Origin of the sequence: Austwickia sp., assembly GCA_016699675.1 — a bacterium.
Classification (GTDB): Bacteria; Actinomycetota; Actinomycetes; order Actinomycetales; family Dermatophilaceae; genus Austwickia.
The window spans coordinates 520,800-547,602 of record CP064985.1; the positions used below are offsets into that span (position 1 = coordinate 520,800).

General features: G+C 72.4%; 21 protein-coding genes. 14 read left to right on the forward strand and 7 right to left on the reverse strand.

What is annotated here, in order from left to right:
* Positions 1–55: 55 nt before the first annotated feature.
* Positions 56–727: a hypothetical protein gene (locus tag IPK37_02385; GenBank protein QQS01340.1), complete on the forward strand. Its 672-nt coding sequence runs from the start codon at positions 56–58 to the stop codon at positions 725–727.
* Here the strand turns inward: IPK37_02385 and IPK37_02390 are convergent.
* From IPK37_02390 to IPK37_02415, 6 genes are all read right to left on the reverse strand, one after another.
* Complete coding sequence (locus tag IPK37_02390) at positions 724–2,745, reverse strand: PAS domain-containing sensor histidine kinase (GenBank protein QQS01341.1); 2,022 nt, start codon at positions 2,743–2,745, stop codon at positions 724–726. The two genes, IPK37_02385 and IPK37_02390, sit on opposite strands and share 4 nt — an antisense overlap.
* On the reverse strand, positions 2,742–4,781 hold the full coding sequence (locus tag IPK37_02395) for a hypothetical protein (protein QQS01342.1): 2,040 nt from the start codon (positions 4,779–4,781) through the stop codon (positions 2,742–2,744). Before IPK37_02395 ends, IPK37_02390 begins: the two co-directional genes overlap by 4 nt.
* A gap of 85 nt (positions 4,782–4,866) precedes the next feature.
* On the reverse strand, positions 4,867–5,814 hold the full coding sequence (locus IPK37_02400) for a DMT family transporter (protein QQS01343.1): 948 nt from the start codon (positions 5,812–5,814) through the stop codon (positions 4,867–4,869).
* A gap of 1 nt (position 5,815) precedes the next feature.
* Complete coding sequence (gene purH / locus IPK37_02405; GenBank protein ID QQS01344.1) at positions 5,816–7,465, reverse strand: bifunctional phosphoribosylaminoimidazolecarboxamide formyltransferase/IMP cyclohydrolase; 1,650 nt, start codon at positions 7,463–7,465, stop codon at positions 5,816–5,818.
* Between the two features lie 135 nt (positions 7,466–7,600).
* Entirely contained in the window at positions 7,601–8,245 is a 645-nt protein-coding gene (locus IPK37_02410; protein QQS01345.1) for a phosphoribosylglycinamide formyltransferase, read from the reverse strand.
* Positions 8,246–8,254: 9 nt separating this feature from the next.
* Positions 8,255–9,553, reverse strand: coding sequence for a hypothetical protein (locus IPK37_02415; protein ID QQS01346.1), 1,299 nt, complete (start codon positions 9,551–9,553; stop codon positions 8,255–8,257).
* Between the two features lie 116 nt (positions 9,554–9,669).
* Between IPK37_02415 and IPK37_02420 the strand changes: the two genes are divergently transcribed.
* The 7 genes from IPK37_02420 to IPK37_02450 all read left to right on the forward strand — a co-directional run bounded on the left by IPK37_02420 (position 9,670) and on the right by IPK37_02450 (position 16,549).
* Positions 9,670–10,353 (forward strand): prepilin peptidase, encoded by a 684-nt coding sequence (locus tag IPK37_02420; GenBank protein ID QQS01347.1) that lies wholly within the window; start codon positions 9,670–9,672, stop codon positions 10,351–10,353.
* Between the two features lie 406 nt (positions 10,354–10,759).
* Positions 10,760–11,251 carry a SigE family RNA polymerase sigma factor gene (locus IPK37_02425; GenBank protein ID QQS01348.1) on the forward strand — a complete coding sequence of 164 codons (492 nt, stop codon included), beginning with the start codon at positions 10,760–10,762 and terminating at the stop codon, positions 11,249–11,251.
* Positions 11,244–12,632: a hypothetical protein gene (locus IPK37_02430; protein QQS01349.1), complete on the forward strand. Its 1,389-nt coding sequence runs from the start codon at positions 11,244–11,246 to the stop codon at positions 12,630–12,632. The genes IPK37_02425 and IPK37_02430 overlap by 8 nt, the downstream gene beginning before the upstream one ends.
* Positions 12,633–12,816: 184 nt before the next feature.
* Positions 12,817–13,938, forward strand: coding sequence for a hypothetical protein (locus IPK37_02435; protein QQS01350.1), 1,122 nt, complete (start codon positions 12,817–12,819; stop codon positions 13,936–13,938).
* Complete coding sequence (locus IPK37_02440) at positions 13,925–15,211, forward strand: hypothetical protein (protein ID QQS01351.1); 1,287 nt, start codon at positions 13,925–13,927, stop codon at positions 15,209–15,211. The genes IPK37_02435 and IPK37_02440 overlap by 14 nt, the downstream gene beginning before the upstream one ends.
* 31 nt (positions 15,212–15,242) lie before the next feature.
* Positions 15,243–16,298: a hypothetical protein gene (locus tag IPK37_02445; GenBank protein QQS01352.1), complete on the forward strand. Its 1,056-nt coding sequence runs from the start codon at positions 15,243–15,245 to the stop codon at positions 16,296–16,298.
* A gap of 2 nt (positions 16,299–16,300) precedes the next feature.
* Complete coding sequence (locus IPK37_02450) at positions 16,301–16,549, forward strand: hypothetical protein (GenBank protein QQS01353.1); 249 nt, start codon at positions 16,301–16,303, stop codon at positions 16,547–16,549.
* A 16-nt stretch (positions 16,550–16,565) separates the two neighbouring features.
* On the opposite strand, the gene IPK37_02455 is transcribed toward IPK37_02450, so the two are convergent.
* Entirely contained in the window at positions 16,566–18,578 is a 2,013-nt protein-coding gene (locus tag IPK37_02455; protein QQS02615.1) for a glycosidase, read from the reverse strand.
* Between the two features lie 769 nt (positions 18,579–19,347).
* Here IPK37_02455 and IPK37_02460 point away from each other — a divergent pair.
* From IPK37_02460 to IPK37_02485, 6 genes are all read left to right on the forward strand, one after another.
* Positions 19,348–20,769, forward strand: coding sequence for a sugar transferase (locus tag IPK37_02460; protein QQS02616.1), 1,422 nt, complete (start codon positions 19,348–19,350; stop codon positions 20,767–20,769).
* A 93-nt stretch (positions 20,770–20,862) separates the two neighbouring features.
* Positions 20,863–21,942 (forward strand): glycosyltransferase family 2 protein, encoded by a 1,080-nt coding sequence (locus IPK37_02465; GenBank protein QQS01354.1) that lies wholly within the window; start codon positions 20,863–20,865, stop codon positions 21,940–21,942.
* Positions 21,939–22,751, forward strand: coding sequence for a polysaccharide deacetylase family protein (locus tag IPK37_02470; protein QQS01355.1), 813 nt, complete (start codon positions 21,939–21,941; stop codon positions 22,749–22,751). The genes IPK37_02465 and IPK37_02470 overlap by 4 nt, the downstream gene beginning before the upstream one ends.
* Before the next feature lie 131 nt (positions 22,752–22,882).
* Positions 22,883–23,872 (forward strand): hypothetical protein, encoded by a 990-nt coding sequence (locus IPK37_02475; protein ID QQS01356.1) that lies wholly within the window; start codon positions 22,883–22,885, stop codon positions 23,870–23,872.
* Between the two features lie 60 nt (positions 23,873–23,932).
* A complete protein-coding gene (locus IPK37_02480; protein ID QQS01357.1) occupies positions 23,933–24,937 on the forward strand; it encodes a glycosyltransferase family 2 protein in 1,005 nt (334 codons plus the stop codon).
* A complete protein-coding gene (locus tag IPK37_02485) occupies positions 24,934–25,884 on the forward strand; it encodes a glycosyltransferase (protein QQS01358.1) in 951 nt (316 codons plus the stop codon). The genes IPK37_02480 and IPK37_02485 overlap by 4 nt, the downstream gene beginning before the upstream one ends.
* Positions 25,885–26,803: the final 919 nt, after the last annotated feature.

The following is a 26,803-nucleotide window of genomic DNA, read 5'->3' on the forward strand; positions in this document are numbered from 1 at the left end:
CCGGGCGCGGCCCGCGGCGGGACCCGGTGCACTCGGCCGCCCCTACGATGTCAGCGTGCTGCCGATCTTGGAGACGAGCCTGGGCCGCGGGGGCCAGGCCGCGCGCCGGCAGCTCGTCGACCACCGGGCGTTGGATCGGTGGCGCGCCGGCGGCTGCCCCGGTGGCACCCTGACCCTGCACCGCTACCGCCTGCACCGGCACGAGGTGGAGGTCTGCGCGGGGGCCGACCCCGACGCCCGGATCCTGTCCGTGGACCATCGCCCGGTGGGGCAGGTGGCGGTACGTCGGGCGCGCCGCGGGCTCCTGGGGGCGGTGGACGCGCTCGGCGCCCACCGCGCCAGCCGTCTCGACGCGCCGTGCGGCATCAGCCTCGGCGAGGACGACCTGCGCCTGCGCCTGGTGGGCGGCCTGACGGCCGGGCACGGGCCGCGGCGGCTTCGCGCCACGATCGGGGAGCGGACCTGGACCATCGCGGAGCGGACCGGGCTGCCCTACACGGTGGGCGTGTGGCGCGGCGGTCCCGACGAGGCCCCGGTGACCTGGGCTCGGCCTCGGGTGGAGGTCGGCTGGGTGGCCGGAGCCACCGTCGCCGAGGTGCTGCTGCTGGAGGCCCTTGCCCTGCGCTTCAGCCCGGCCGAGCTCGAGGTCATGCTGCGCCGGTTGGCGAGCCTCGGCGTCGAGCGGTATTCGATCCTCACCCCGATCGTGCGCGACGCCGGCCTCTAGGCCGCGACCGTGGCGTGCGCCTCGGGCAGGGTGAAGGTGATTGTCGTGCCGCCCCAGTCGTTGCCGGTGGCGACGATGCGCCCGCCGTGCCGGACCACGATGGCCTGACACAGCGCCAGCCCCAGCCCCGTCCCGGCGGGTCCCGAGGCGCTGCGGACCGAGCCGCGCGAGAACGGCTCGAAGACCCGATCCCGCTCCGCGGGCGCGATCCCGATCCCCCGGTCCGCGACCGACACGCGGATCCAACCGGGCTCGTCGTCGGGACCGGCGGACAGCGCGACGTGGGCGGGCTCGCCCGGCCGACGGTATTTGACGCTGTTCCCGATGAGATTCGACAGGAGCTGGCGCACCAGCGCCGGGTCGGCGCGAACGACCTCCGGGGCGTCGATGAGGACCGTCGCCAGGCTCTCGTCCGCACGGAAGAGCATGGCCACCTCGCCGGCCAGGGCGGCGAGGTCGACCGGCGCGGGACGCAGGGTCCCCTCCCGGGTCACCGTGTAGGCGAGGTAGTCGTCGATGAGGTCCCGCATCCGCAGGCCCACCTCGCGGGCCTGTTCGAGCGCCTCGCGCCCGCGGTCGACGTCGTCCTGCGCCTCATCGTCCGCCACGTCCATCCACAGCGCGAGCGACGCCAGCGGATTCTTCAGGTCGTGGGCCACCGCCCCGGCGAACGATTCCAGCTGGCTGCGCCGGTCGTGCTCGGCGGTGATGTCCGAGATGACCACGATGTGCAGCCGCCCGGCGCTGTCCGACAGGGGACGGGCGGCGAGGGCGTATACGCGGTGCTGCCGGTCGCCCGTGGTCATCCGGAGTTCGGTGCGCACCGGTCCGTCGCTCGGTGCGGCCAACAGCTCCCGCAACGAGGCGGCGACGAGCTCGGCCATCTCGCGGTCGGCCTCGGGGCGACTCAAGCTGGCGCCCGGCGCGCCCATCCCCGGCCCGAGGAGCGTCCGGGCGGCGGGATTGGACATGACGATGCGCCCGACCGCGTCGACCAGCAGGACGCCGTCCTCGATCGACTCGATGACCTTGTGCAGCAGCGCGTTCTGCGCGGCCTCCGCCTCCGCGGCCGCCGCGTTGCCCACGATGACCCGGGCCGTGGCCTCGCGAAGGACGATGATGACGAAGGCGAGGACGATCGAGACGGCCAGCAGCAGCTCCATGACCAGCTGGGCGGGCAGCCAGTCGTCCCTGGAGAGCTGAGAGAACTCCGTTCGGGCGACGATCGCCGGTCCGATCGGGATGACGATCGCCGCGATGCCCACGCTGCGGGGCGTCAGGGTCAGCCCGGTCCACATGGCGGGGAGGAAGACGAGCCACGCGATCGGATAGTGCGGGTAGAGGTAGGGCAGCGTCAGGCAGCCGACGCTGAGCGGCACCAGGACCGGCAGGAACTGCGCCAGCCGGCGCGTGCTGTGCTGGGGCCGGGGGTAGTGCCACAACGACAGGACCGCCAGCGTGCCGGAGATGGCGTTGACGTCGTACCGCACGAGCAGCGCCACATCCAGTTGGAAGGTCCCCGTCCCCCCCAACGAGGTGCCCGGCAGTCCCCCCAGCGCGATGGACGCCGCGCCGCCAAGGACGAGCAGGAAAGCGAGGAGGAGGACATCGCGGATCTCCCGGGGGAACCAGCAGCCCGATCCGAGGCGGCGGTAGGCCACGAGGGTCGCGAGGGTCACCGCGGTGACGACGAGGCCGATCCGCAGCCCGTCCGACACGCTGAACCCGGGCATGGCCGCCGCGACCGGCGCCGGCGAGAGCAGCAACCAGGCGATGGCGGCAGCGAAGGGGCGGCGTCCGACGGCCGGCCCTCGCCCCTCCTCCTGCCCGGGCCAGAGCAGGCTGAGCACGCCGACCGCGACCACCGGCAGAATCCCAAACTCGATCAACGGGGATTCGGGACCGACGGTCAGGCCGCCGGCGACGCCCCCGGCGTACAGCAGAGCCAGGGCGACGACGGAAGCGCGGTCCACCTGGGCCGCCGGCGCCGCAGGGATCCCCTTGACCGGCCAGGTCATGCCTCGACCGTCCCCACCGTGGGCATCGTGAACCGGAAGGTCGCCCCGCCCCAGGCGTTGTTCTCGGCGGAGATCCGCCCGCCGTGGCGGGTGACGATGGCGTGACAGAGGGCGAGTCCCAGCCCGACACCCGCCACCGCGGTGGCGTCCTTGTCGCTGCGGCTGAACGCCAGGAAGATCCGGTCCTCGTCACCGGGCTGCAGGCCCCGTCCGCGGTCGGCCACCTGCACCTCGGCCCAGCCCGGCGCCTCGTCGAGGCTGCTGATGCGCAGGTGGGCGGCCTCCCCGTCGCGGGCGTACTTCACGCCGTTGCCGATGATGTTGGCCATCAACTGCCGGGTCAGCGCCGCGTCGGCATGCAGCACGTGCGGCGTGTCGATGTCGAAGGTCGCGCCGAGGTGCTCGCCGGCAGCGGCGTACACGTCAACGATCTCGCGCACGACGACGGCCAGCGGCACCTCCGTGAGGGTCAGCACGCCGCCGCGACTGACGGCGTACGCGAGGTAGTCGTCGATGAGGGTCTGCATCCGGAAGACGGCGTCGCGGGCCCGGGAGAGCAGGCGCTGGCCGCTCGCCGCGTCGCCCTCCTCAAACTCGTCGGCCGCCGCCTCCATCCAGCCCGCCAGGGCCGTGAGCGGACCCTTGAGGTCGTGGGCGACCGTGCCGGCGAACGCCTCGAGTTCCTGTTGCCGCGCGTGCGCGCGGGTGATGTCGCGGATCAGAATGAGGCTGAGGCGGTCCGGGCCGATCGTCAGGGCCTGGCTGCTGACGCTGACCCGGCGGGTCTCGGTGGCCGCCGAGCCGACGGCCACCTCGGTGCGGATCGCCTCCCCCGGTGGGGGCCGCAGCATCGAGACCCAATTGGGAGAGCCGACGATCCGCCGGACGTCGGCCGACTGTAGCTGCGCGCCGCGCGCCCACTCCTGGGTCACCTGGTCGGGAATGGCCTCGCCCACCAGGGCGGAGACGGCGGCGTTGGACATAGCCACGCGCCCGTCGCCGTCGGTGAGCAGCAGCCCGTGGGTGATCGATTGGATCACCCCGTCAAGGAGCTCGTGCTGGGCGCTCTCCGCCCGAACCCGGGCGGCGGCCTCCGCCCGCAGGTGCGCCAAGTGTTCCCGGAAGACCGCGACGGTCGCCGCCACGTGGCTGACGAACCCCAGCATGAAGTCGGCCAGGATCTCGGGGCTGACCGGGCCGCGCTGGACCTCCACCGCCCCCTCCGGGTACGGAATCACGACGTACAGCATGATCAGGGCGAAGGCCATGAGACCGGCGCTGCGGACCGTGAAGAGCAGGCCCGCCAGGGCGGCGGGCAGGATGATCAGCCAGGACAGGGGCAGGTCCATCAGCAAGGGCTGCCCGAGGAGCCCTATGGCGGCGGCGAGGGCGTACACCGGCAGCCAGCGCAGCCGCGGGAAGCGCAGCAGGCTCGTCGGGGCCTGGAAGAGCAGCGGAATCATGCAGTGGGCCGCGACCGCGAGGGAGCTGAACTGGCGCGCCAAGGCCCACAAGCTGGTGTGGATGTCGGCCGAGCCGCCCCACCCGGTCGCCGGATAGGCCCCGAGGAGGACGCCGATGATGGGCCCGGGCGCGATGGCGGCGATGAGCCGGGCGGACTCCTCCGCCGTGCGCGGCACCCAGGAGGCCGTGCCTCCACCGCGCTGATAGACCAGCGCGAAGGCGAGTCCGGCCGCCACGTTCCCCGGAATCATGGCCAGCAGCCGGCCCGGCTCGACCCCGGCCAGGGTTCCCCCGGCCAGGAAGCCCGCCGCGGCGCACGCGACATGGAGCACCACCCCGCGTCGACGCCCGCCCGGGCCGGCCGAGACGCCGATCGCGTAGGCGAGGTAGAACGCCCCGTCCACCCCCCAGAAGTCGGACAGGCCGTCGTTGGGATCGATGAGGAGGAAGCCGACCCAGCCGAACAGGGCCGTGCCGACCCCCAGCAGGATCAGGAGGGCGGTACGCGGCAGGAGGGGTACGGCGAGGCGAGCCGCGTTGGTCGACGCGGTCGCCGGTACGGGCCAGGCCACGGCAGGTTCACCCCTCTCACTCCACCTGCTCATCGGCCGCGACGACCGGGACCTTCGCCCGGGAGAGATCGGGATTAACGGGCGTTCAGGACCGTCGCGCCGCCAGGGCGGAGCCCATCGCCGCGGCCATCGTCACCAGCACGCCCAGCACCGTGGATGCGGTCACGGTGCCCCGGGTCACGGGGTTGGCCAGGTCGAGGACGAGCGCACCGCCGAGCTGGCCGGCGACCCCCAGTAGCATCACGAGCAGCACCCCCACCCGGCGTACGGCGACCGCGTTGATCCCCACGTAGGTCAGCCCGAGGAGGCCGCCCGTCCAGGCCCACCACGGGGCGTCGTACGACCGGGGCAGCGCCGCGTTGCCCGCGGCGGCGCGCACGAGCCACGCCACAACCACGACGACCAGTCCCCAAGTGAAGTTGATCCACGTGGTGACCAGCGGGTTTCCGCCCACGACGTTGACCCGCCCATTCGTCGCCGTCTGCACGGCAAGGAGCGTGCCCACCGCGAGCGCGGCGAGCGCGGGCAGCACGAAGTGCACCCCGCCCGCGCCGACCTTCGGGCCGACCGCCACGAGCACGCCGACGAGGGTCAGCGCGGCCGCGGCGACGCGGGCGCGACTGATCGGCTTGGCGCCGCCGGGCGCGATGCCGGACTGGTCGACGGCCAGCGCGCTGCTCGTCTGGCCCGCGACGAGGCAGACGAGCACGAGGGCGACGCCGGCCAGCGGTACGGCGTAGCCCTGCATCGTCACCAGGAGACCCCCCGCCAGGCCGCCGAGGAACATCCACCAGGACAGGACGCCGGAGCGGTACGCCGCATGAAGCGCGCCCATCACCCGCCGCGGGCCGGGGGCCAGGAACGCCGGCAGCATGAGGAGCCAACCCGACCCGATGCTCCAGATGCCGGTGACCACCGGGTCGCCGAGCACCGTCGCCAGCGTGCCGTTCGCGCGGGACTGGGCGGCCATGAGGATGCCGCCGACGAACACGGCGAGCGCCGCGACGAGAGCGGATCCCCGGGCCGGCCGCATGTCAGTGGGCGAAATGGCGGGTACCCGTGAAGTAGAGGGTCACCCCTCGCAACTGGCACAGCTCGATGGTCTCCGGGTCCCGGATCGAGCCGCCGGGCGCGACGATCGCGCGGACCCCCGCGTCGACGAGGATCTGCGGTCCGTCACTGAACGGGAAGAAGGCATCCGAGCTGGCCACGGCCCCGCGGGCGCGCTCCTCGCCGGCCCGGGCCACGGCCAGCTTGCAGGAGTCGACCCGGTTGACCTGCCCCATCCCGACGCCGACGGAGGCGCCGTCGCGGGCCAGCAGGATCGCGTTCGACTTGGTCGCGCGCACCGCCCGCCACGCGAACTGCAGGTCCGCCGCGGTGGCCTCGTCGGCGGGCTCCCCGGCCACGAGCGTCCAGCGGGCGAAGTCGTCCCCGTGCCCCGCGGTCGGCTTGTCGTCCGGGTTTTCGGGGACCACCGCGTCCAGGGTGTCCCGACGCTGCATGAGCAGCCCGCCGGCGATCGAGCGGGTCTCGACCCCGCCGCGGGTCGGCGGCTCGCAGACGAGCAGGCGGATGTTCTTCTTGGCGGACAGGATCTCCAATGCCGCGGGCTCGTACGACGGAGCCACCACCACTTCGGTGAAGATGTCCTTGACGGTCTCGGCCATCGCCACGCTCACCTCGCGGTTGGTGGCGATCACCCCGCCGAAAGCGCTCAGCGGGTCGCATTCGTGCGCCTTGCGATGCGCGACGGCGATGTCCTCGCCGCGCCCGGCCACGGCGATCCCGCACGGGTTGGCGTGCTTGATGATCGCGCAGGTGGGGGCGTCGCCGTGGTCGTAGGCGGCGCGGACGGCGGCGTCCGCGTCGAGGTAGTTGTTGTAGCTCATCTCCTTGCCGTGCAGCTGGCGGGCCTGGCCGAGGCCGGGGGCGCCGTTGGCCGCGGCGTACAGGGCCGCCGCCTGATGCGGGTTCTCGCCGTAGCGCAGGGTCGTGAGCTTGGTGTAGCTGCCGCCCACCCACGCGGGGAAGCCGTCGCCCCCGGAGGTGTCGGTGCGCACGCTGCCCATCCAGGAGGCGACCGCGATGTCGTACGTCGCGGTGTGCGCGAACGCCTCCGCCGCGAGCCGCTGGCGTTGCGCCAGCGTGAAGCCGCCCTCGGCCAACGCGGCCACCGCGTCGCCGTACTGCGCCGGCGCGGTGAGGATCGCCACGCTCGGGTGGTTTTTGGCCGCCGCGCGCACCATCGAGGGCCCGCCGATGTCGATCTGCTCGACGCACTCATCCGGACCGGCGCCCGAGGCGACGGTCTCGCCGAACGGGTACAGGTTGCACACGACGAGCTCGAAGGGCGCCACCCCGAGGTCCTCAAGCTGAACGAGATGGTCAGGCTTGCGCGTGTCGGCGAGGATCCCTGCGTGCACCCTGGGGTGCAGCGTCTTGACGCGCCCCTCCAGGCACTCGGGGAAGCCGGTGAGTTCCTCCACTCTCGTCACGGGGATGCCGAGGCCGGCGATCATCGCCGCCGAGCCCCCGGTGGAGACGATCTCAACGCCCGCGAGGTCCAGGGCTCGAGCCAACTCGTCCAGGCCGGACTTGTCGTAGACGCTGACCAGGGCGCGGCGGATCGGGCGGCGGTCCTCGGCGGCAGGGGCGACGGGTGCGGCCGGTGGGGTGGTCATGGAGCACTCCTGAGGGGTCCGAGGGCGAGCGCGTCGGCTGAGCACCCGCCGGTGGCGGGTGGGCACCCAGGCGGACGATGCCCACGACGTCACTCCCCGGTGGTGGCCCACCTACGCCAGTCGTGTGCTCCGAGCCTATCCGCCCGCGGCGCCGAGGCGGACGTGGCGCCCGCACACGACGTACCCCTCCCGCGCCATCCGGCCCACGCACTCGACGAGCATCTCCCGCTCCCCCACCTTGATCCGCTCGTGCAGCGACTCCTCGGTGTCGTCGTCACGGACCTCCACGGCGCGCTGCGCGATGATCGGGCCCGTGTCGACGCCGGCGTCGACGAGGTGGCAGGTGCATCCGGTCACCCGCACGCCGTACGCCATCGCGTCCCGCACCCCGTGCGCCCCCGGGAAGCTCGGCAGGAGCGCCGGGTGCGTGTTGACCACCCGGCCGCCGAAGCGGTCCAGGAACGCCGGCCCGAGAATCTTCATGAAGCCGGCCCCGACGACGAGGGCGGGGTCGTAGGCGGCAACGGCCGCCGCCAGGGCCGCGTCCCATGCCCCGCGATCCGGGCGGTCGCCGACGCGACACACGAAGGTGGGCACGCCCGCGCGGTGCGCCCGCGCCAGCCCCTCGATGCCGTCCCGGTCGGCGCCGACGGCGACGATGCGGACGCCGTACGCCGGGTCCGTGGCCGCGTCGAGCAAGGCCTGGAGGTTGGTGCCGGATCCGGAGACGAGGACGACGATCGGTACGCCGGGTGCCGAGGCGGAGGCGGGGAGACTCACGCCGGCACCCTACCGTCGGGTCGACGCAGGGCCTGCCGGGACGGCCTGCGGCGCCGGGGTGGCCGTCGACTCGCCTGGGCGCATCGATCGACGGCCCCATCGGACGCCGAGGGAGAGCGCCGCCCCCAGCGCCAGCTCACCGCCGAGCATCGCCCCGAGCAGGAACGGGGGCGCGCCCACTGTGGCCAGCCGGGCCGAGCCGAGGGCCCCTCCCGCGATGACGGCGAGCAGGGTCGCGCCGGCTCCGGCGACCAGGCAGCCGGAGGCCGCCGCCAGCGCCCGATCCAGCGGGTCGGGGCCGACGGCGCGCGCGCAGCGTCGTTCGAGGAAGACGCCGGCAGCGACCGGGACGATCAGCGCCGCCCGCACGATCGCGGGCAGCGGCCCGGGCTCGGGCAGCGCGCCGAACACGGGGATCAGCGGCAGCAGCCCGGGCTCCGCCGTGGTCAGCGTGACCGAGGAGTCCACGCCGATCCCGAAACCCGGCCCGGCCAGCCAGCTCAGCGCCCAGACCGCGAGGTTGGGCAGGTAGAGGGCCTGGACGCCGGTGAGGACGACCCCACCCAAGACGCCGGGGCTCAGCGCGTCGTACAGGCCGGCGATGCGATCGAACCGCACGACGATGACGAGGAACACGAGGATCTGAGCGAGCAGCAACAGCCACGCCAGGGTGCGCCAGCCCGCCGCCCAGCCCTGGCGGGCCCACGCGGGCCACCGGAGCCCCGCGCGCAGGCCCGGGGCCACCTCCCCCAGGTCGGCGCGGAATTCCGACCGCAGCCCCAGGACGTAGGCGCCGAGACCCACGAGGAGGAAGCCGACCAGGGCCCGAGGCACCGAGGGGGCGAAGTCGGCCGTGCGCGCCAGGAGCGCCGCGAGCAGGCCGAACAGCGTGTAGAGGCCGACGAAAACGCCCCCCTCGACGGCCACGTCGCGGCGCAGACCGCTCGCCCAGGCGAGCCGCCCGGGAGCCTGCCGCACCAAGCCGGCCGCCAGTCGTCCGGCCGACCAGGTCGCGGTGACGAGGGCGACGAGCGTGTACAGCAGCGGGACCAGGGACACGGTCCCAATCCGCACGGCCAGTGCCCCACCGTGCCCGAGGCACCAGCCGGCGAGCCCCATCTGCACCGCGCGCCACCCGCCGACGCTGACATTCGGGCTGGCCAACCAGACCAGGAACACCGGCAGGGCGATGAGCACCAGCGACACCGAGGCCGCCTCCATCGCCGCGAGGGCAGCGCGCAGCCACCCGGGGGCGGTGTCGAGGGCGCCACCGATGGCGTGAGTCAGGTGCGACGGTCGTCTAGCCATGGCCCGCCCATCGTCCCCCGGCGTCCGTCGCGTCCCAAACCCCCACGCCGGGATGAGGTTTCGGGGCTGTGGAAAGCGTCCGCGGGGCGTCGCCACCCGGTCGCATCATGGGGAGCGTGGAACTGACGGGAGCGCTGGTGGCCGGGGTGCTGGTCGCTGCGGCGTACGGGGCCGGCGCGGGCTTCCTGGCCCGCGACCGATTGGCCCAGGGGCGGCATCGCCGGTATGCGGACGAGTGGCAGCGCCCGCTCCCGACGTACCGCTTCCTCCCGGCGGCCTTCGCGCTCGTCGCCGCCCTGCTCGCGGTGCGGCTCGCCACCGCGGGCCCCGCCGTCGCGGCGCCGTACGTCGCGGCGGTCCCGCTGTACGGCGTGCTGGCGGCCGTGGACGTCGACGTGCATCGGCTCCCGGACCGGCTGACGCTGCCCGCCTACCCGGCGCTGGCCCTCGCGCTCGCCCCGGCCGCGTGGCGGGGCGACGGGGGCCCCGGAGCCGCGCGCCGGGCCGTGCTGGCCGGTGTCGTCGCCCTGGTGGCCTTCGCCGTGCTCCATGTCGTCTCGCGACGAGCCCTCGGCCTTGGCGACGTCAAGCTGGCGGGCACCCTCGGCGCCCTCCTGGGCTGGTTCTCCTGGGAACGCCTCCTCGGCGGGATCTACGCGATGTTTCTGATCGGCGGAGTCGTGGCCGGCTGGCTGCTGCTCCGTCGGCGGGCGGGGCGCCACACCCGACTGGCCTTCGGCCCGGCGATGGTGCTCGGCGCGGCCGCCGCGATCCTCGCCGTTCCACCGGGGCCGGGCTGACGCCGGCGTCTCGCCATCTGGACTTTTGGCCGATCCCTGCACCACACGCAACCGGGACCGTAAGCCAGGCGTATGACCCACAGAGAAGATGTGCCGCCGACGCGGCATGGGTATGTGGGGGCCAGCGATGACGACCGTGGAGCTTTGTGTGCTTCCGGCGATTTCGGCTGCCCCCATGCCGATCGGCCATCGGTCCCGTCGGTCCGTCCGCCGACGGGTGCATCCGGTGACCCGGCCGGGCCATCCGCCCGCCGCTCGGGGTGCGGCCGCCCTGGCGACCGCACCCCGAGTCCGCAGCGCTCCTCCCGCGCTGACCACCACGCTCCGCCCCTCCGTTCGGCCTAGGCTGGCCGGATCAGGTGAGGCCTGGCTGGTCATGTCCGCGGAGAGGGGGGCCGAGGACCGCATGGACGCTGCCGCCTTCGACGAGCTCTACGCGGCCCATTCGCGGCGCCTCGTCGGGCAGATGTACGCCGTGTGCGGCAACCTCGCGGAGGCCCAGGACGTCGTCCAGGAGGCCTTCACCCGGGCCTGGGAGCGGCGCGATCAACTCTCGCTCGTCGATTCGCCCGAGGCGTGGCTGCGCACCGTGGCCTACCGCCTGGCCGTCTCCCGGTGGCGCAAGACCAAGAACGCCGCGGTCGCCTGGATGCGTCGGGCGGAGTCCGAGGCGGTGGAGTCCATCTCGCCCGACCACGTCTTGCTCGTGACCGCCCTGCGGGAGCTGCCCGAGGCGCAGCGGCACACCATCGTGTTGCACCACCTGTGTGACCTGCCCGTCGAGGAGGTCGCCGCCCTGACCGGCGTGCCCCTCGGCACGGTCAAGGCACGCCTGTCTCGGGGCCGCGCCGCACTCGCGACGGTCCTGTCCGACGCCAAGGAGTCTCAGCGTGGCTGACTTCGACCTCGATCCCCTCCTGCGGGACCTCGCCCGCGACGCGGCGCGGCGGGCCACGCTGGCCGACGCCGTCGCGGTGCGTCGCTCCGGCGATCACCGCCGCCTCGCCAAGAGCATTGGCGTCGCCGCCGGCCTCGTGCTCGTCACGACCGGCACGTTCGGCCTGATGACCAAGGGAGGCGGCGCAGGCCTCATCGCCGCCTCCGAGGCCGCCAGCGGCAGCACCGCCGCTCCCCGGAGCTCCAGCCCGACGCCCTGGGTCTCCCCGACCGACGTCGACCTGCAGCCCATGCCCAGCTGGGTGCCCACGGCGCCACAGGCCTCGGTGGTGCCGGCGCCCGCTCCGGTGCCTGCACCGGCGCCGACGTCCGTCCCGGGACCGGGCCAGCAGGCTCCGGGCTCCGCATCCTCCGCGACGCCGTCCGCGGGCGGCCCGCCGGTCGCGACCGGCTCGACGCCGGCACCGTCCTCCGCGGCCAGCACGACGCCGACGCCCTCGGCGAGCAGCAGCTCGAGCGCGGGGCCGCCGAGTTCCTCCAGCACCACCGGTGCTCCGGCACCCACCGCGACGCCCAGCGCGTCCCCCACGACGGGGCCATCGGCAGGCAGCCCACCGACCAGCGGGGCCAGCACCGCACCGGGGTCGACGACGCTTCCGGCGACGGCGTACCAGGTGACCCTGTACAACGCCGTGGCGGGCGGCCGCGTGGGCGAGCGGGTGAGCGCCGGCGGGGTCTTCGGGGCGCCCAGCGGCACGCTGCCCTATAAGCATCGAATCGCCACGGCGGCCGCGGGGTCGGTGACCAGTCCGGTGCACAAGCCGGTCGCGGCGGCGTTGGGCGTGGGGACCGACGGGGCCTCCCACCTCACGCTGTTCGCTGACGGCAAGATGCTCGAGGATCGCGTCCTCAAGACCGACTGGGCCGATGCGCAGGGACTCGTCGCGACCGTCGATGCGGGCGCCCGCCAGGTGACGGTGCTGGCCTTTCATGCCGGGGGGACCGTGACGCGACTGGTCATCGGCGCGGTCGGCGTCGGCGCGGCACCGACCGTCGGCGCCCCGGCCGTCGTCGCCAGCCTCCCGGGGGTCAGCGCGGCCACGCTCGCCAACCCCGGTGCCGCGAACGGCATCTGGGCCTATGTGGTCGCCGGCGATCGACTGGTCCTGGTCAAGGTGCCCGCCGGCGGCACGGGCACGGTGGCCCAGCTCGTTTCGAGCGGCCTGGCCGGGACGACCACCCTGGGGCGGCTCACGACGAGCGCGACAGGCGCCGGCGGCGTCGCCGCGTGGTCCGCCAGCGGCGCGGGCACCGTGTACTCGGGGCCGAATCCCTACGCCGCCCTGACCGCCACCGGCGTTCCCATCCCCCTGCCCCGCTGATCGAGCGTGCCCGAGTGCCACGGGTCGCGCGGTATCTTGGTGCCGAACGATCGTTCAACCAGCGCGCTCGACCAGCGCCACCCCGGTGCTAGAGGGCCGCGCACGCAGCAAGCAGTGTCGCGCGTCGGCGGGGGCCGCCGGGTGGGGGCGAATCGACGACACCGAGGACGAGGGGACAACCGCGATGAAGTTCGCGCTGAAGAGGTGGTGGTGGCTCCCCGTCATCACCACGATCGCGCTGTTGCTGGCGATGGGCTGGGTCGGTCGCTCTATCGAACCGAAGACGTCGGCCCAACTCCTGATGGTGACCAGCGGGGCCAACAACGACGCCCAGACCGTCGCCCGCAACAACGCCAGCACGCTGGCGCAGATCCAGGCCTCGAACGCCTTCGACGTCGCGGCCCAGCAGACGGGCGTGCCGGCGGACGACCTGCGCCAGCGCACCCGCGTCGCCACGTCCGGCGATGCCGCGGTGGTCCAGATCGAGGTGAGCGCGCCGACCGCTGAGGAGGCCGCCCAGCAGGCCAACGCCGTGGCGAAGGCCGCAGTCGCCGCGTCGGAGGCCCGCCTGCGCGCGGAGCTCGATGCCGTGACGGCGGCCACCTCGAAGCTGATCGAGACGCCCCAGCTCAAGTCGACGACCGCGGAACAGGCCCGCACCGATGGCCTCGCCGCACGCCTCGCGGCCAGCCAAGGCGACCTCCTCGCGAGCTCCGGGCGCCTGTCCGTGCTCAAGGAGGCGGACCCCGCCGCCGCGACTCGGGCACCGCTCACGAGCCTGGCCCTGCTGGGGGCCGTCGGTGGCCTCGTCCTAGGCCTGCTGCCGGTCCAGCTGTTCTTCCGCCGCCGCGGGCGGGTCTCCTCGATGGAGGAGTTGGCCGGCCTCTATCCGGACTTGGACACCGTGCGGCCCAACGAGGTGCCCCGGCTCGTCGATGAGTCCGTCGACTCGGTCTTCGTCGTTGACCACGAGCGCTCAGGCGCCGCGTCCAGCGGCGCGGACGACGCGGCGCACCAGGTCGTCCAATCCCTGGCCTCGGTCGGCGTCTTGACCCGGGCCCCGCTCGCCGACTTCGCCGGCGGTCCCGGCGACGTCACCCTCGTGTCGACGACCCCCCAGGATGCCCGCCGCCGGCAGCGCGCCTCCTCGCTGGTGCTCTGGCCGGTGCATCTGCGGCGGACCAAGATCCAGGATCTCGACCGGGCCGTTGCGGACGCCCGAGGCCGGTCGGCCCTGCTCGTCGTGGACCCCGCGGGATCGCCCGACGTGGCATCGGCTCGCCAGCGGGCCCATGCCACGGCCTAGCCAGTCCAGCCACCGGTGGGCGGCCGACCCAGCCACCTGGGCCGGCGCGCTCTTCCTGGGCAACTTTCTCCTGCAACGCATCTCAGCGCTGCCTGGGCTGTCCATCTCGGCCTCGACCCCGCTGACCCTGCTGGTCATCGGCCTCGGCCTGGTGAAGGGCGTGCTGGTCATCGAGCCGCGGCGCGCCCAGCTCTTCGGGTGGGCGGTGGCGACCACCGCGGTGGCGACGCTGCTTCAGATGCGCTTCCACACGGCCCTCAACATCAGCGTGCCCAGCTGGGCCTTCTGGCTGGTGATCTGGGTCGGGATCGCGGTCCGCTTCCGCGACACCTCCGCAGACACGACCCGTCGGGTGGCGGCGGCCATCGCCAATGTGAGCTGCGGCATCAGCGCCGTGTCGCTCGTGTTCCTCGGCAGCCAGCTGGCCGGGCTGCCCTACCGGGACCACCTGGCCGCGGTCGTCCCCTCCCCCTACCTGGTGGACGGCTTCGTGATCACCTATCCGATCACGTACGGCAGCCCCATCTACCGCTCCAACGGCTGGCTCGCCCTGGAACCCTCGTTCCTGTCGTTCATGCTCGGGATCGCCGTCGTGTGTGCCCTCGTCGCCAGGGTCTCCGTCTGGCGGACGGCGCTGCTGCTGGCGGGCATGCTGTCGACGTTCGCCGGCTCCGGCCTGGCCGTCCTCGCGATCGCGATTGTGATCCTGCCGTTCACGCCGGAGGCGGCCGGGCTGCGTCGGCACCTGACGGTCGGGCTAGCTCTGCTCGTCGCCAGCGCCTTCACCCCGATCGGGGCCTACGTCTTCGGCCGCTTCGGCGAGGTCTCGCAGACCAACTCCTCGTCCTCGTTGCGGGCCGTGGAACCGTACGCCGTGCTCGTTCCCCGCTGGTTGGCGGATCCGCCCGGCGTCCTGTTCGGCTACGGGGCCGGCTCGGCCCGCCTGTACATCGACGACCTGGGCCAACCCGGCCTCGTGGTGCCCAATGTCGCCAAGATGCTCTTCGAGTACGGGCTCCTGGCCGGGCTCGTCCTCGTCGCCGTGATCGTGGTGGCGCACACGAGGTCTGCCTACCCGGCCCTCGGCATCAGCGTGCTGGTGTCCTTCCTGGTGATTCAGCCTGCCTCCCAGCCGCTGGTGACCTGCAGCCTGGCCTGCATCACGTGGTGTGCCCCCGCGCTGCGCAAGCGTGCCCCGGCGCCCCTCCCGCAGGACTGGCCCACGGACGAGCACGCTACGATGCCAATGCTTTCCGCCCCGCCGCACCGGTGACGCGGAGCGGGCATCCACGAAGGGATTCTTGGTGGCAACGCGCGGCGCGCTGTGGACGTTTGCCGACCAGGCGGTCTCCAGCCTGTCCACGGCAGCCCTGTCCATCGTCATTGCGCGCTCCGTCACCGAGAGCGAGTTCGGGGCGTACGGCGTCGGGCTGCTGATCTACAACTTCCTCGTCGGCCTCGCCCGCGCGGTGGTCTCCGATCCCTTGGTGATCCGCTACGCCGCGGCTGCGCAGGAGGCACACCGGGACGCCGCGCGACGGGCCACGGGCGCCGCGCTGGCCTCGGGGTGCGGATGCGGCCTGATCGTCGCGGGGGTCTCCCTCCTGCCGGTGTTTCCGCCCGATCTGACGGTAGCGATGCGCCTCACCGCCCTGGGCCTGCCCTTCTTCTTGCTGCAGGACGCGTGGCGCTACGTCTTCCTGTCGCGCGAGGCCCCGGCCAAGGCCTTCGTCAACGACATGACTTGGGCGGTGGTGCAGTTGGGCGGGCTCGCGGTGGCCCTGCGGGAGGAGGAGCACCGGGTCGGCCTGCTCATGGCCTGTTGGGTGGCGGGCGCCGCCGTCGGCTCGCTCGTGGGCCTGGTCCAGATGCGCACCGTACCGAAGGTCAGCGCCGCCGCCGGCTGGCTGGCCCAGCACCGTGACCTCACGAGCCGGCTCGGTCCCGAGTTCGCGCTGAACCAAGGGTCCTACAACGGATCCCTCCTGCTCATCGGCAAGGTGGACCGGCTCGAAGCCGTGGGAGCACTGAGCGCGGCGCGCACGCTGCTCGGCCCTATGCAGCTGCTGTCCTCGGCGGCCGCCTCCTTCGTGCTGCCGACGATGGCGCGGCGGCTCGCCACCGAGTCACCGCGCCGGTTGGCCGTCGTCGTCGGTGTCGCGTTGGGGGCCAGCACGGTCGGCGTGACGATCTTCCTCCTGGCGATGCCGACGTCCTGGGGGGGGTATGGCTGCTGGGCGACAACTGGCCGGGGGCCAGGTCGGTGCTCCCGGCGATGGGGTGGACCGTCGCCATGGTCGGGTTTGCCATGGGGGCGATCCTCGGCCTCAAGGCACGCGAGCGCGCCGGTCAGCTGCTGACCGTGACGCTGCTGCAGGCTCCGCTGTTCGTGGTGTTGGGCGCCGTCGGGGCCAGCAAGTACGGGGCCGTCGGCGGCGCGGTGGGCCTCGCCCTGGCCCAGTCCGTGGGGTGCGCGCTGACCTGGGTGAAATTCCTCGAGCACGAGCGGGCCATGGAGCGGCGGCCACGGCGTACGGCGGCAGCGCCCACCCCGGACGCAACGGAACCCGCCGGCACCCCTGAAGTCCAGGAGAGCCGGCGGGATCGTTAGTCGCGCAGCGCCGTGCTCAGCTCTTGCCCATCAGCGGCATCCACCGCTTGTACTCGGCCAGCGCCCGCGGGTTCTGCCCCGAGATCAGGTCCGAACGGATGTAGGAACCGGTCTCGTGGAAGTAGCTCTCGTACTGCACCCACTCCGCGTTGGCCTTCAGCCATGAGTACACGAAGTTGATGTACGTCGGGTTGTCGCCGCCACTGGCGTCGTTGGCCGGGGCGATCCCCCACTCGGGCAGCACGAACCGCTTGTTGTGCGCCTTGGCGAAGTTCAGCCAGTAGTTCCAGCCGTACTTGCTGTCGCGGTGCTCGGCGATGTTGGCCTCGTTGGTGTAGCCGGGCCACCAGTCGTAGGCGTCCATGCCGATGAAGTCGACATAGGCGTCACCGGGGTAGAAGACGCCCGCGTCCTCGGTGCCGGTCTGGCCGCGTCCCTCGTTGGGGACCCAGGAGATGCGCAGCTGGGAGCCGCCGCGACGGATCGCGGTGACGGCCTGGCGGTAGGCCGCCTTCCACTGCTCCGCGGACGCCGGGTAGGCGCTGTGCGGCCAGCCGTTGAGGTTCATCTCCCAGCCCAGGCGGATGTACGCCTTCGGGAACCGCGCGGAGATCATCGAGGCCATGGCCTGCCACTGCTGGTTGTAGCCGCCGGCAGCCGCGGTGCCGAGGTTGCCGTCCTCGGGCCACAGCGGCACGGCGACCTCCAGGTTGCCCGTGTAACCGGCCGGGAGCCGCTCGGAGTCCATGAACCAGGGGTTCTGCATCTCCGACCAGTTCTCCCGCGAGGGCGCGACGGAGATGATGTCGACCTTGCGGCCGCGCAGCGCCTCCAGCTGGGAGACGCGCGAGGCCTCGTGCATGGTGAAGCCGCCCGAGTCGAACAGCATGCCGCTGCGGGTGCCCTTGGTGGAGCCAGTCGGCGCCGGGGTGGTCGGGGGCGTCGTCGTGCTCGTGGTGGGCTTGGGCGCGGGCGCCGATGTCGTGGGGGCACTCGTCGGCGCAGTGGTGGGAGCAGTCGTGGGCGCGCTGGTCGGCGCCGTCGTGGGCGCGCTGGACGGCGAACTCGGAGCGGGAGACTGCGGTGAGATCACGGACACCTTGGCCAGTTGGATCGCGGAGACGACCGCGCCGTCCACCTTACGGGGGAAGCCGAGGTCGAGCTGGCCATCGCTCACCGTGGTCGTGAAGGTCCGGTCGTACGCCGTGTTGGCGCCGACGGCCTTGACGATGTCGATGCCCGACAGCTTCGTCTGGCCCTCCGCGGTGACGTCGAAGACGCGCTGTCCGGCGGCGCTGAAGTAGGACTCCCGCATCTTCAGCGTGACCTCGTAGGTGCCGTTGGGCACGCTGCGGCTCCAGCTGGTCGGGAAGACCCAGCCGTCGCGGTAGATCGCGTCGTCGCTGGTGCCACGGACATCGCCGGTGGCGCCGTACGGGTTGTTGCCGAGCCAGCCGCCCCGGATGCCGTTGCGGGCCTCCCAGGTGTTGCCGGCGGTGTCCTTGACCGCGCCGTTGCCCATCGATACCCGGGCGACGACCTCAGTGCGCGTCGTGGGGTTGAACGTGGGGGCGGTGGTGGTCGGCGCCGTGCTGCCGCCGAGCGACGTGATCTCGATCCCTGATACCAGGGCGCTGTCCTTCGTGGCCGTGAAGCCGAGGTTCAGCTGGCCGTCGGCGACGGTGACGTCGAAGCTGCGGTCGTAAGCGGTGTCTTTACCCGCGGCCGCAACAATGTCCAAGTCCGTGAGCGCAGGTTTACCTTCGGCGGACACCGAGAAGACGCGCTGCCCGGGCTGGGTCCACCAGCTCTCGCGCATCTTGAGGGTAACCCGATAATTGCCATTAGCAATGGGCTTGTCCCAGCGGGACATTCGGACCATCTCGGAGAAATACAGCTGGCCATCAGCGGTATTCTTTACATCACCGGCACGCCAATAATCCTGGCTGCGGTCACCTTGATTGAATCCGCTCGCGGCCTGCCATGCGCGGCCTTGCGAGTCCGTCACGACAGACGTTCCGGCGGTCATCCGGAAGATGGAGACACCAGCGGCTTCTGCACTGGTGGAGGCTGCAATGGAGGCGCCTCCCGCAAGGGCGGGAAGGGCCAGGAAAGACAGTGCCATTGCCATGGGGCGGCGGCGTAGGGGTGATTTCGAGGGCATCAGCTAAACCTCAATCAGCAGGGGACGCCTAACCCTTCGTCCACCCACTTAGGCACATGAGCGTTCCATGGGCACTCCCCCAGAGGAAGCGATCAATGGCGGCACAAGGAATAGATTATGTCAACATTCCTTGGGTGGGCCGCACTCTTCTCGACGCTTGTTCGGCATCCCCCCCGACAACTTGAGGGAAAGGTCCGTGGAAAATAGCCACACCGGAGCCGGACCGAGTGCCCGACTGGCAGGAGTCGACCTCCGGGACGGGCGCCGTACAGCACTCTCGCCGCCCCGGAATCCCTTAAGAATCATTGGAATTCGAGCGGCCTGGGCCGGCCCGGGCAGGTTGCGCCCCCCGTGCCGGTCGCCTAGTGTGACGAACGTCCGACGCAGAAGCGGCAGAGGGGATTCAGCCGCGTGAGATGCGGCTGCGCCAGGCACCCGTGGGAGCGGGTCGTCGCAGGCGAGGACAGCGGGTGGGGGCAATGAAGAGCACGCTTGGGGGCTGGGAACCAGGGGGTTTGGGCAAGTGACCACGACCAGCAGGCCACGCGAGGCTGCCACGACGGCGGCCCGACACACGATCCGACCGGCCACCGGCGCCACCACTGCCGGCCCGTGGGAGATCCCGGGCCGACAGATCGACGGGCTCCGCGACTACGCCGTACGGCGTCGCGGGTGGCACGAGCCCTACCTGCGCCGCATCGTGGCGGGCGACATCCTCGTCGCCGCGATCGCCGGCGCGCTCGGCGCCCAGTGGGGGCCGCAGGCCTTCGTCCAGCAGCACTACTGGACGGTCGCCGCCCTGGGGCTCGTGATCTGGCCCTTCCTGATCTGGCTGGCCCGCGGTTACGAGCACCGCCACCTGGCCGTCACGGTGGACGAATACCGCGCCGTCAACCGCGCGGCCCTCATCCTGTTCGGCCTGGTGGGCGCCGTCTCGGTCGTCATCAACGAGACCGTCAGCCGGGCCTTCCTGCTCATCTGGCTGCCGTCGCTCTACGCCTTGAGCACCCTGCTGCGCGTCGGCCTGCGCGGCTGGCTGCACCGGCAGCGCGCCAAGGGTTTGATGATGCAGCGCGCGCTCCTGGTAGGCAACCGGGACGCTGTGGAGAGCCTCGCGCTGAGCCTGCGCCGCTGCTCCCGAGAGGGCCTGCTCCCGATCGCGGCCTGCACCGAGGCCGCGGGGCAGTCGCCGCACCGCGTCGCCGGCCTGCCCATCCTCGGGGACCCGCGGAGGGCGTCCGAGGTCGTCGAGCAGAGCCGCGCCGATGTGGTCATCGTCACGAGCGAGCCGCGGCTCTCCGGAGCCGGCCTGCGTCGGCTCGCCTGGCGCCTGGACTCCCTCGACGTCGAGCTGTTGGTGTCGACCGGACTCATCGATGTCGCGGGGCCGCGCCTGAGCATCCGGCCCTCGGAGGACACCTCCCTGCTGCACATCGAGCGTCCCGCGGCGAGCCGGCTGCACCACATCGGCAAGGCGCTGATGGATCGCGTCCTGTCCTTCCTGCTGATCATCTTGTGCAGCCCGCTGCTCCTCGGGGCGGCATTGGCCATCAAGCTGGACTCGAAGGGTCCGGTGTTCTACACCCAGACCCGAATCGGACGGCAGGGCCGCCCGTTCCGCATCTTCAAGTTCCGCACCATGGTGGTCGACGCGGACAAGCAGTTGGCCAAGCTCATGGCCAACAACGAGGGCAACACGGTGCAGTTCAAGATGAAGCGCGATCCACGCGTCACCTCGGTCGGCCAGTTCCTGCGGACCTACTCGGTGGATGAGCTGCCGCAGCTGTTCAACGTCCTGCTCGGCACCATGTCGCTCGTCGGCCCGCGCCCGCAGAGCCAGGCCGAGGTGGACCGCTACGCCCCCGATGACCTGCGTCGCCTGCATGTCCGTCCGGGCATGACGGGGCTGTGGCAGGTCAGCGGCCGCAGCGACCTGAGCTGGGAGGACTCGATCCGGCTGGACCTGCGCTATGTGGACAACTGGTCCCCCACGTTCGACCTGCGCATCATGCTGCGGACGTTCCGGGCCGTCCTGGCGGGGTCCGGGGCCTACTAGCCCGGCCGGGCCCACCCGATTGGACGGTCGTCCTACACCCTGCAGTAAGCTGACCCAGGGCCATTCGAGACACCAGCATCGCCCGGGGGGGTCATGCACGCACACGTAGTCAGCGTCGTCATGCCGACGCTGAACGAGGAAGCCTGCGTCGCCGACGCGGTCGCCTCGGTTCTGGCGCAGCAAGACGTCTCCATCGAGTTGCTGGTCGTTGACGGCGCGTCCACGGACCGTACGCCGCAGATCGTGGCCGCCCTCGCGCAGGACGATCCCCGCATCCGGCTGTTGCACAACCCCGCCGTCACCATCCCCGCCGCACTCAACCTCGGCTTGGCCCATGCCACCGGCGACTTCATCGCCCGGGTGGACGCCCACGCCACCGTGACCCCGGACTACCTGGCCCGCGCCCTGCGGCGCCTGAGCGACGACCCCGGGCTGGTCGCCGTGGGCGGGCTTCGCCGCGGGGTCTCGAGCACGTCGACCGGGCGCGCGGTGGCGCTCGCCCTGTCCAGCCGCTTCGGCGTGGGCGACAGCATCAACCATTACGCGACGAGCTACCAGGAGACCGACCACGCCTCCTTCGGCGTCTACCGGATCGAGCAGGCGCGCGCCGTGGGCGGCTGGGACGAGACGTTGCTCGTCAACGAGGACGTCGACTTCGACCTGCGCCTCATGGCCGCCGGCGGCCGGATCGGCTTCGACCCCGAGATGGTGATTCGTTGGGAGGTCCGGCCCACCATTCCGGCCTTCTTCGCCCAGTACCGTCGCTATGGCCGAGGCAAGGCGGCCATGGTCCGCAAGAACGGCCGTGGCGCCGTGCGGCCGCGACACCTGGCCGCGCCGGCGGCCGTGGTCGGCACCGCCTGCTGCGTGCTGCTGTCCCCCCGCCGACCTCAGGCCTTGGCCCTGCTCACGCCGTACGCGCTCGGCGTGACCGCCGCCTCGGCGGCCGCGTGGCGCTCCCGTGGCACCGACGGGTCGACCAACGCGGCCGCGCTACCCGCGGCCTTCGCCGCCATGCACTACGGCTGGGGCCTCGGCTTTCTGGAGGGCCTGCTGCTGGGCGCCCCGCCGGCCCTCGCCAGCGCCGGCGGTCCCGCCAGCGCCGGCGGTCCCGCCGCCGCCGCGTCCGGAACGACCGCTGCGGGCCCGACCCCGGCGGGGGCGGCGCGATGAGCGCCCGAGCGCAGGGCCTGCGCGCCTCGCTGGCCTCCGTCGACCGCGGCCTGCTGCTCCACCGCGCCAAGCTGGAGGCCGGCGACATCATGGAGTCGGTGAGCCCCGCCGCCCTGGGCGTGCTCGCCTCGGTGCGGACGACTCGCCCGCGGTTCGCCATGACGTACGACGACGGTCCGCACCCGCTGATCACCCCCCGCATCCTGGAGGTCCTCGCGCGCTGGGACGCCAAGGCCGTGTTCTTCGTCCTGGTCGGCAACGCGCTGGCGCACCCCGCGACGCTTGAGGCCGTGTGCGCCGCGGGGCACGAGGTGGGGCTGCACGGCATGGATCATCGGCACATCCTGGGTGCCTCCGCCGCACAGCTGACCACGCGCCTGCGCGAGGGGCGAGACCGCCTGGCGGATCTCACGGGTCGACCCGTCATCTGGTACCGGCCGCCGCACGGCCTCGTCAACCGGGTCGGGCATCGCGTCGTCCGCGACCTGGGCATGACCCCCGTGCACTGGAACCGCACCGGGTGGGACTGGAACGCCACCTCCGAGGAACGCCGCGCCACCGTGGCCACGATGGGAGTGCGCCGCGGGAACATCATCCTGTTGCACGATGCCCCCAACGAGGCCGACCCTGGCTGCTCTCTCGACGAGGTGCTCGACATTAGGAGCACGTTGACCGAACGGATCTTGGCTACCTACGCCGCCGCGGGGCTGCAGGCCGACACGCTGAGCGAGGCGCTGACCGGCGGCTCGCCGTCCTATCGCACCCACCTGAACTGGTCGGCGAAGACCGCGACCTACCAGCCGTCATGAGCAGGCGTCGCCTCCGCCCCGCACTGGCGTTCACCGCCGCCCTGCTGGCGGTCAGTGCCTGCAGCTCGCCGGAGCCACCGCCCCCGTCGGAGACGCAATCGCCGACGTCCTCTCGGCCGCCGGCCCCCCCCGTGCAGACCCCGAACGCCAAGGTGCCCGCACCGGCCACGGCGGCCCCGGCTGTGCTGACGGCCACGGAGCCCACCTTTAATCTGCGCAAGGACCCGACCGCCAAGCGGCGCTACCTGTCGGGGATCTGGCTTGGTGGGTTCACCCCGCAGCCGCTGGCGCGATTCGGAGCTTGGCGCGGCGCACCCGTCGAAACCGCCACCAGCTACACGTCGTACGAGAGCTGGGACGTGATGCGCGACGACTGGACCATCAAGGCGATGGCCGGTTTCGAGGGCACGCTGATCTTCGGCGTCCCGGTGCTCCCCGCCAAGGGCGGGAATTCATCCCTCGCGGCAGTAGCCGACGGAAAACACGACGACACCTGGCGGCAGATCGTCGCCAACCTGCAGAAGAACGGCCGCGCGGACACGCTGGTCCGGGTCGCCCCGGAGGCCAACGGGAGCCGTTGGTCCTCCTGGGGCGCCGACGCCAAGACCGCCGAGGACTACAAGGCGGCCTTCCGTCGCGTGGTCGCCGTCATGCGGGCGGCCGAGCCGAAGCTGCGGTTCGTCTTCGACATCAGCTGCGGTGCCGAGGTCGTGGGCGACACCAACCGGATGGCCCCGCTGGAGCGGTTGTACCCCGGGGACGACGTGGTCGACGTCGTGGGGTGCGACGTGTACGACGAGAACGAGATGCGCTTCGACGGCGTCCCCGAGCACCTCGGCGGCACGGAGAAGGGACCCAACGTCGGCGAGGTGCTGGACTTCGCCAAGCGGCACGGCAAGCCCATGGCGATTCCCGAATGGGGTCTGCATCAGCAGCTGGGCCCAGGCGACCACCCGGAGTTCATCGAGACGATGCGCGCCTTCCTCGACAAGCACGCCGAGGACATCCTGTTCGAGAACTACTTCAGCGAGTCCGGCACAGACTTGGGATCCGGGATCTTCGAGAAGGATCAGAATCCGCGATCCGCGCAGAAGTACCGTGAGCTCTGGCGAAACCGTTAGTCGCCACAACGACGCCCGGCCGCGATCCGGCACCGGGCCCCGACAGGAGACGAGATCACCATGGATGACGGCAACACCCCGGACCTAGAGGTCGTCATCGTGACCTATCGGAGCAGGCCCCACATCGAGGCCCTCCGGACGACGTGGGGCGCCAGCCTGCAGGTGGTCGTCGTGGACAACTCGGGCAACGCCGACGGCGTCCGCGAGGTCGTCGACGACGCGCCGGGCTGGCGGTTCCTCGACGGGGGCGGCCAGGGCTACGCGCGGGCGGCCAACCTCGGCGCGCTCAGCTCCACCGCGACGCACGTCGCCTTCGTCAATCCGGATTCGCGGCCCTCGGTCGCGGACATCCGCGAGCTGTCCCGCCGACTCGCGGCCGACCCGGGCGCCATCTCCTACTCGGCCACCATGCTCGATCACGAGGGCGGCACCGAGATCGGGACGGCCGGCTGGGAACCGACCACCGCTCGGGCCCTGGTCTACGCCACCGGCCTCCACAAGCTGGCGCATCGGCGGGGGATCTACGCCAAGCCGCGGCCCGCCGAGCGCTGCCTCGTGGATTGGACCAGCGGGGCCTGCCTCGTGGTCGACATGGCCAAGTTCCGCGAGGTCGGCGGCTACGACGAACAGTTCTACGTCTACTCCGAGGACATGTCGCTGGGCCGGGTGGCGCGCGCACACGGTTACCGCCAGGTGCTGGTGCCGGATCTGACCATCAGGCACGCCGAGGGCAACTCCGGGGCCCCGTCGGTCGAGATGAGCCGGCTGCGTGGGGCGTCGTTCAGCGGCTACATGCGTGCCTACCACCCGGCCGCCCGCGCCCGGTCGGTCGTGGCCGCGTCGGCCGCCGGGACGGTGCTGCGCATGGTCCACGCGGCCGTCCTCGATCGTCCTCGGGCGCGCGGATACGCGGCCTATCTCGCCGGGCTCCTGACGCAGACCGCGACCGTCGGCGGGAAGGAAGTCGCCCAGGCTCGCCGGCGGGAGGTGCTGGGCCAGCGGGTGGGGCGGGCGCCGGCGCCGCTCGTTCCGGACGCCGCCAGGGGCTCGGTGGCCGTCCGATGACGCCGCGCACCGCGTCGACGTACGGCGTGGTCATTCCGTGCAAGAACGAGGCCGCGGACATCGCCGACTGCGTCGCCGCACTGGCCGCCCAGACGCCGGCGCCGCAGCGGATCATCCTCATGGACAACGGTTCGACGGACGGCAGTCAGGCGCTCGCGGCGCCGTACGCCGAGGTGGTCGACGCCGCTGCGATCCGGGGCATCGGCGCGCTGCGCAATGCCGGCGCGGCCCGGCTCGACGCCGTGGACGTGATCGCCTTCGTCGACGCCGACTGCGTCGTGACGCCCGGGTGGGCCCGCGGGATGCTCGACGCCATCTCGGGCGGCCTGGACGCGGCCGGGGAGCGCTGCCTGGCCCCCGAGACGGACCCGTGGGTGGCGCGGCGTTGGGCCGTGCTGGAGGACACGCACGGGGGCACGCTGTTGTGGACCCAGGATCTCGCGGTCAGGTCCGAGGCGTTCGCCGCGGTCGGCGGCTTCGACGAGCGGTTGGCCACCCGGGAGGACAGCGACCTGTCCCAGCGGCTGATCGACGCCGGGTATCGCGTCGGGCGGGCCCCGGCCATGGTGGCGATTCACCGAGGCTTCGCGCCGACGCTGCGCGCGTTCGCCCGGCGGGAACGGTGGCACACGTCGACGCGCGGCTGGTTCGCGTCCATGGGCCCGAAGAGCCAACTCCTCGTGCTGGGCGCGGCGTCTTGGGCGGTCGTGGGCGTGGGCACAGCGGTGGCGGGGGTCGCAACCCGCCGAATGGCCCCGGTTGGCTGGTGGGCCGCGCTGACGGCGGCGGCGCTTCCGCCGCTGGGCGTCGTGGGCGGACGGTCGCTACGACACGCGCCGGTTGACGGCGCCCTGCTGGCGTGGTGGGCGCTGGTGCGCGCCACGCGTCTGAGCCCCGCCGAGCTCCGAGACCTCAGAGAGTTGCGGGAGCTGCGCGGGGCGAGGTAGCTCGACGGTCTCGTCGACCTCGGGGGCGTGGTGCCGTTCCGCTGCGAGGAACTCGCGCCAGGTCAGGGCCAGGCCGACCGCCTGCGCGGCGGCGAACCCCCAGGCTGCGCCCGGGGCGTCGGCCAGGGCGGCGCCGCCGGTGCCGAGAACGACCAGCAGCGGCGCCTGCACGACCGTGACCCGCAGCACGGCGTTGCCCAGGGCCCGCGCCTTCAGGCCCAGGTTGGGTCCGATGGCCATCGAGATGCACACCATTCCGACGCCCGTCGGAAGGATGGTGCCCTTGGCGCCCGCCCAGTTCTCCTTGAGCAGCCACAGGCCCCAGGCCTCCGGCATGACCATGAGAAACAGCATCCACACGGCCGCGAGACTGCCGAGGGCGATCGCTACGATCCCGGCGATCCGGGTCAGGGACTCCCGGATGCGCGCCGACATGGCGGGCAGCACCAGCGCGGTCATCCCGCTGAAGAGCAGCGTCAGCGGCCCCATCAGCGTGCGGGACGCGTTGAGAGCACCCACGGCCGCCAGTGAGCTCACCGGCCCGACGGCCATGGTGGCCCCGTTCGCTGCCCCTTGGTTGATCCCGAAGTCCGCGCCCAACCGCAGCGACAGCTCGCGGTGCCCCTGCCACCAGGCGAGGGCACCCCTCGCCCGGGGGATGATCCGCGACTGCAGGACGCCGAGGAACGCCGCGACGTACGCCGACAGGCCCCAGGTCAGGATCATCACCGGCACCGTGACGCGGTCGCGGGCGAACAGCGCGGCCAGCAGGGCAAACATCACGATCGCCCGGACGGTGTCGTTGACGGCCACCGGGCGGGCCCGGCGAGCCATGAAGAAGGCGTAGCGCCAGGCGTCCTGCTGCAGCAGCCCGGGCAGGCTCACGCCCAACGTGATCAGAGAGGCGCCGAGCGTCGAG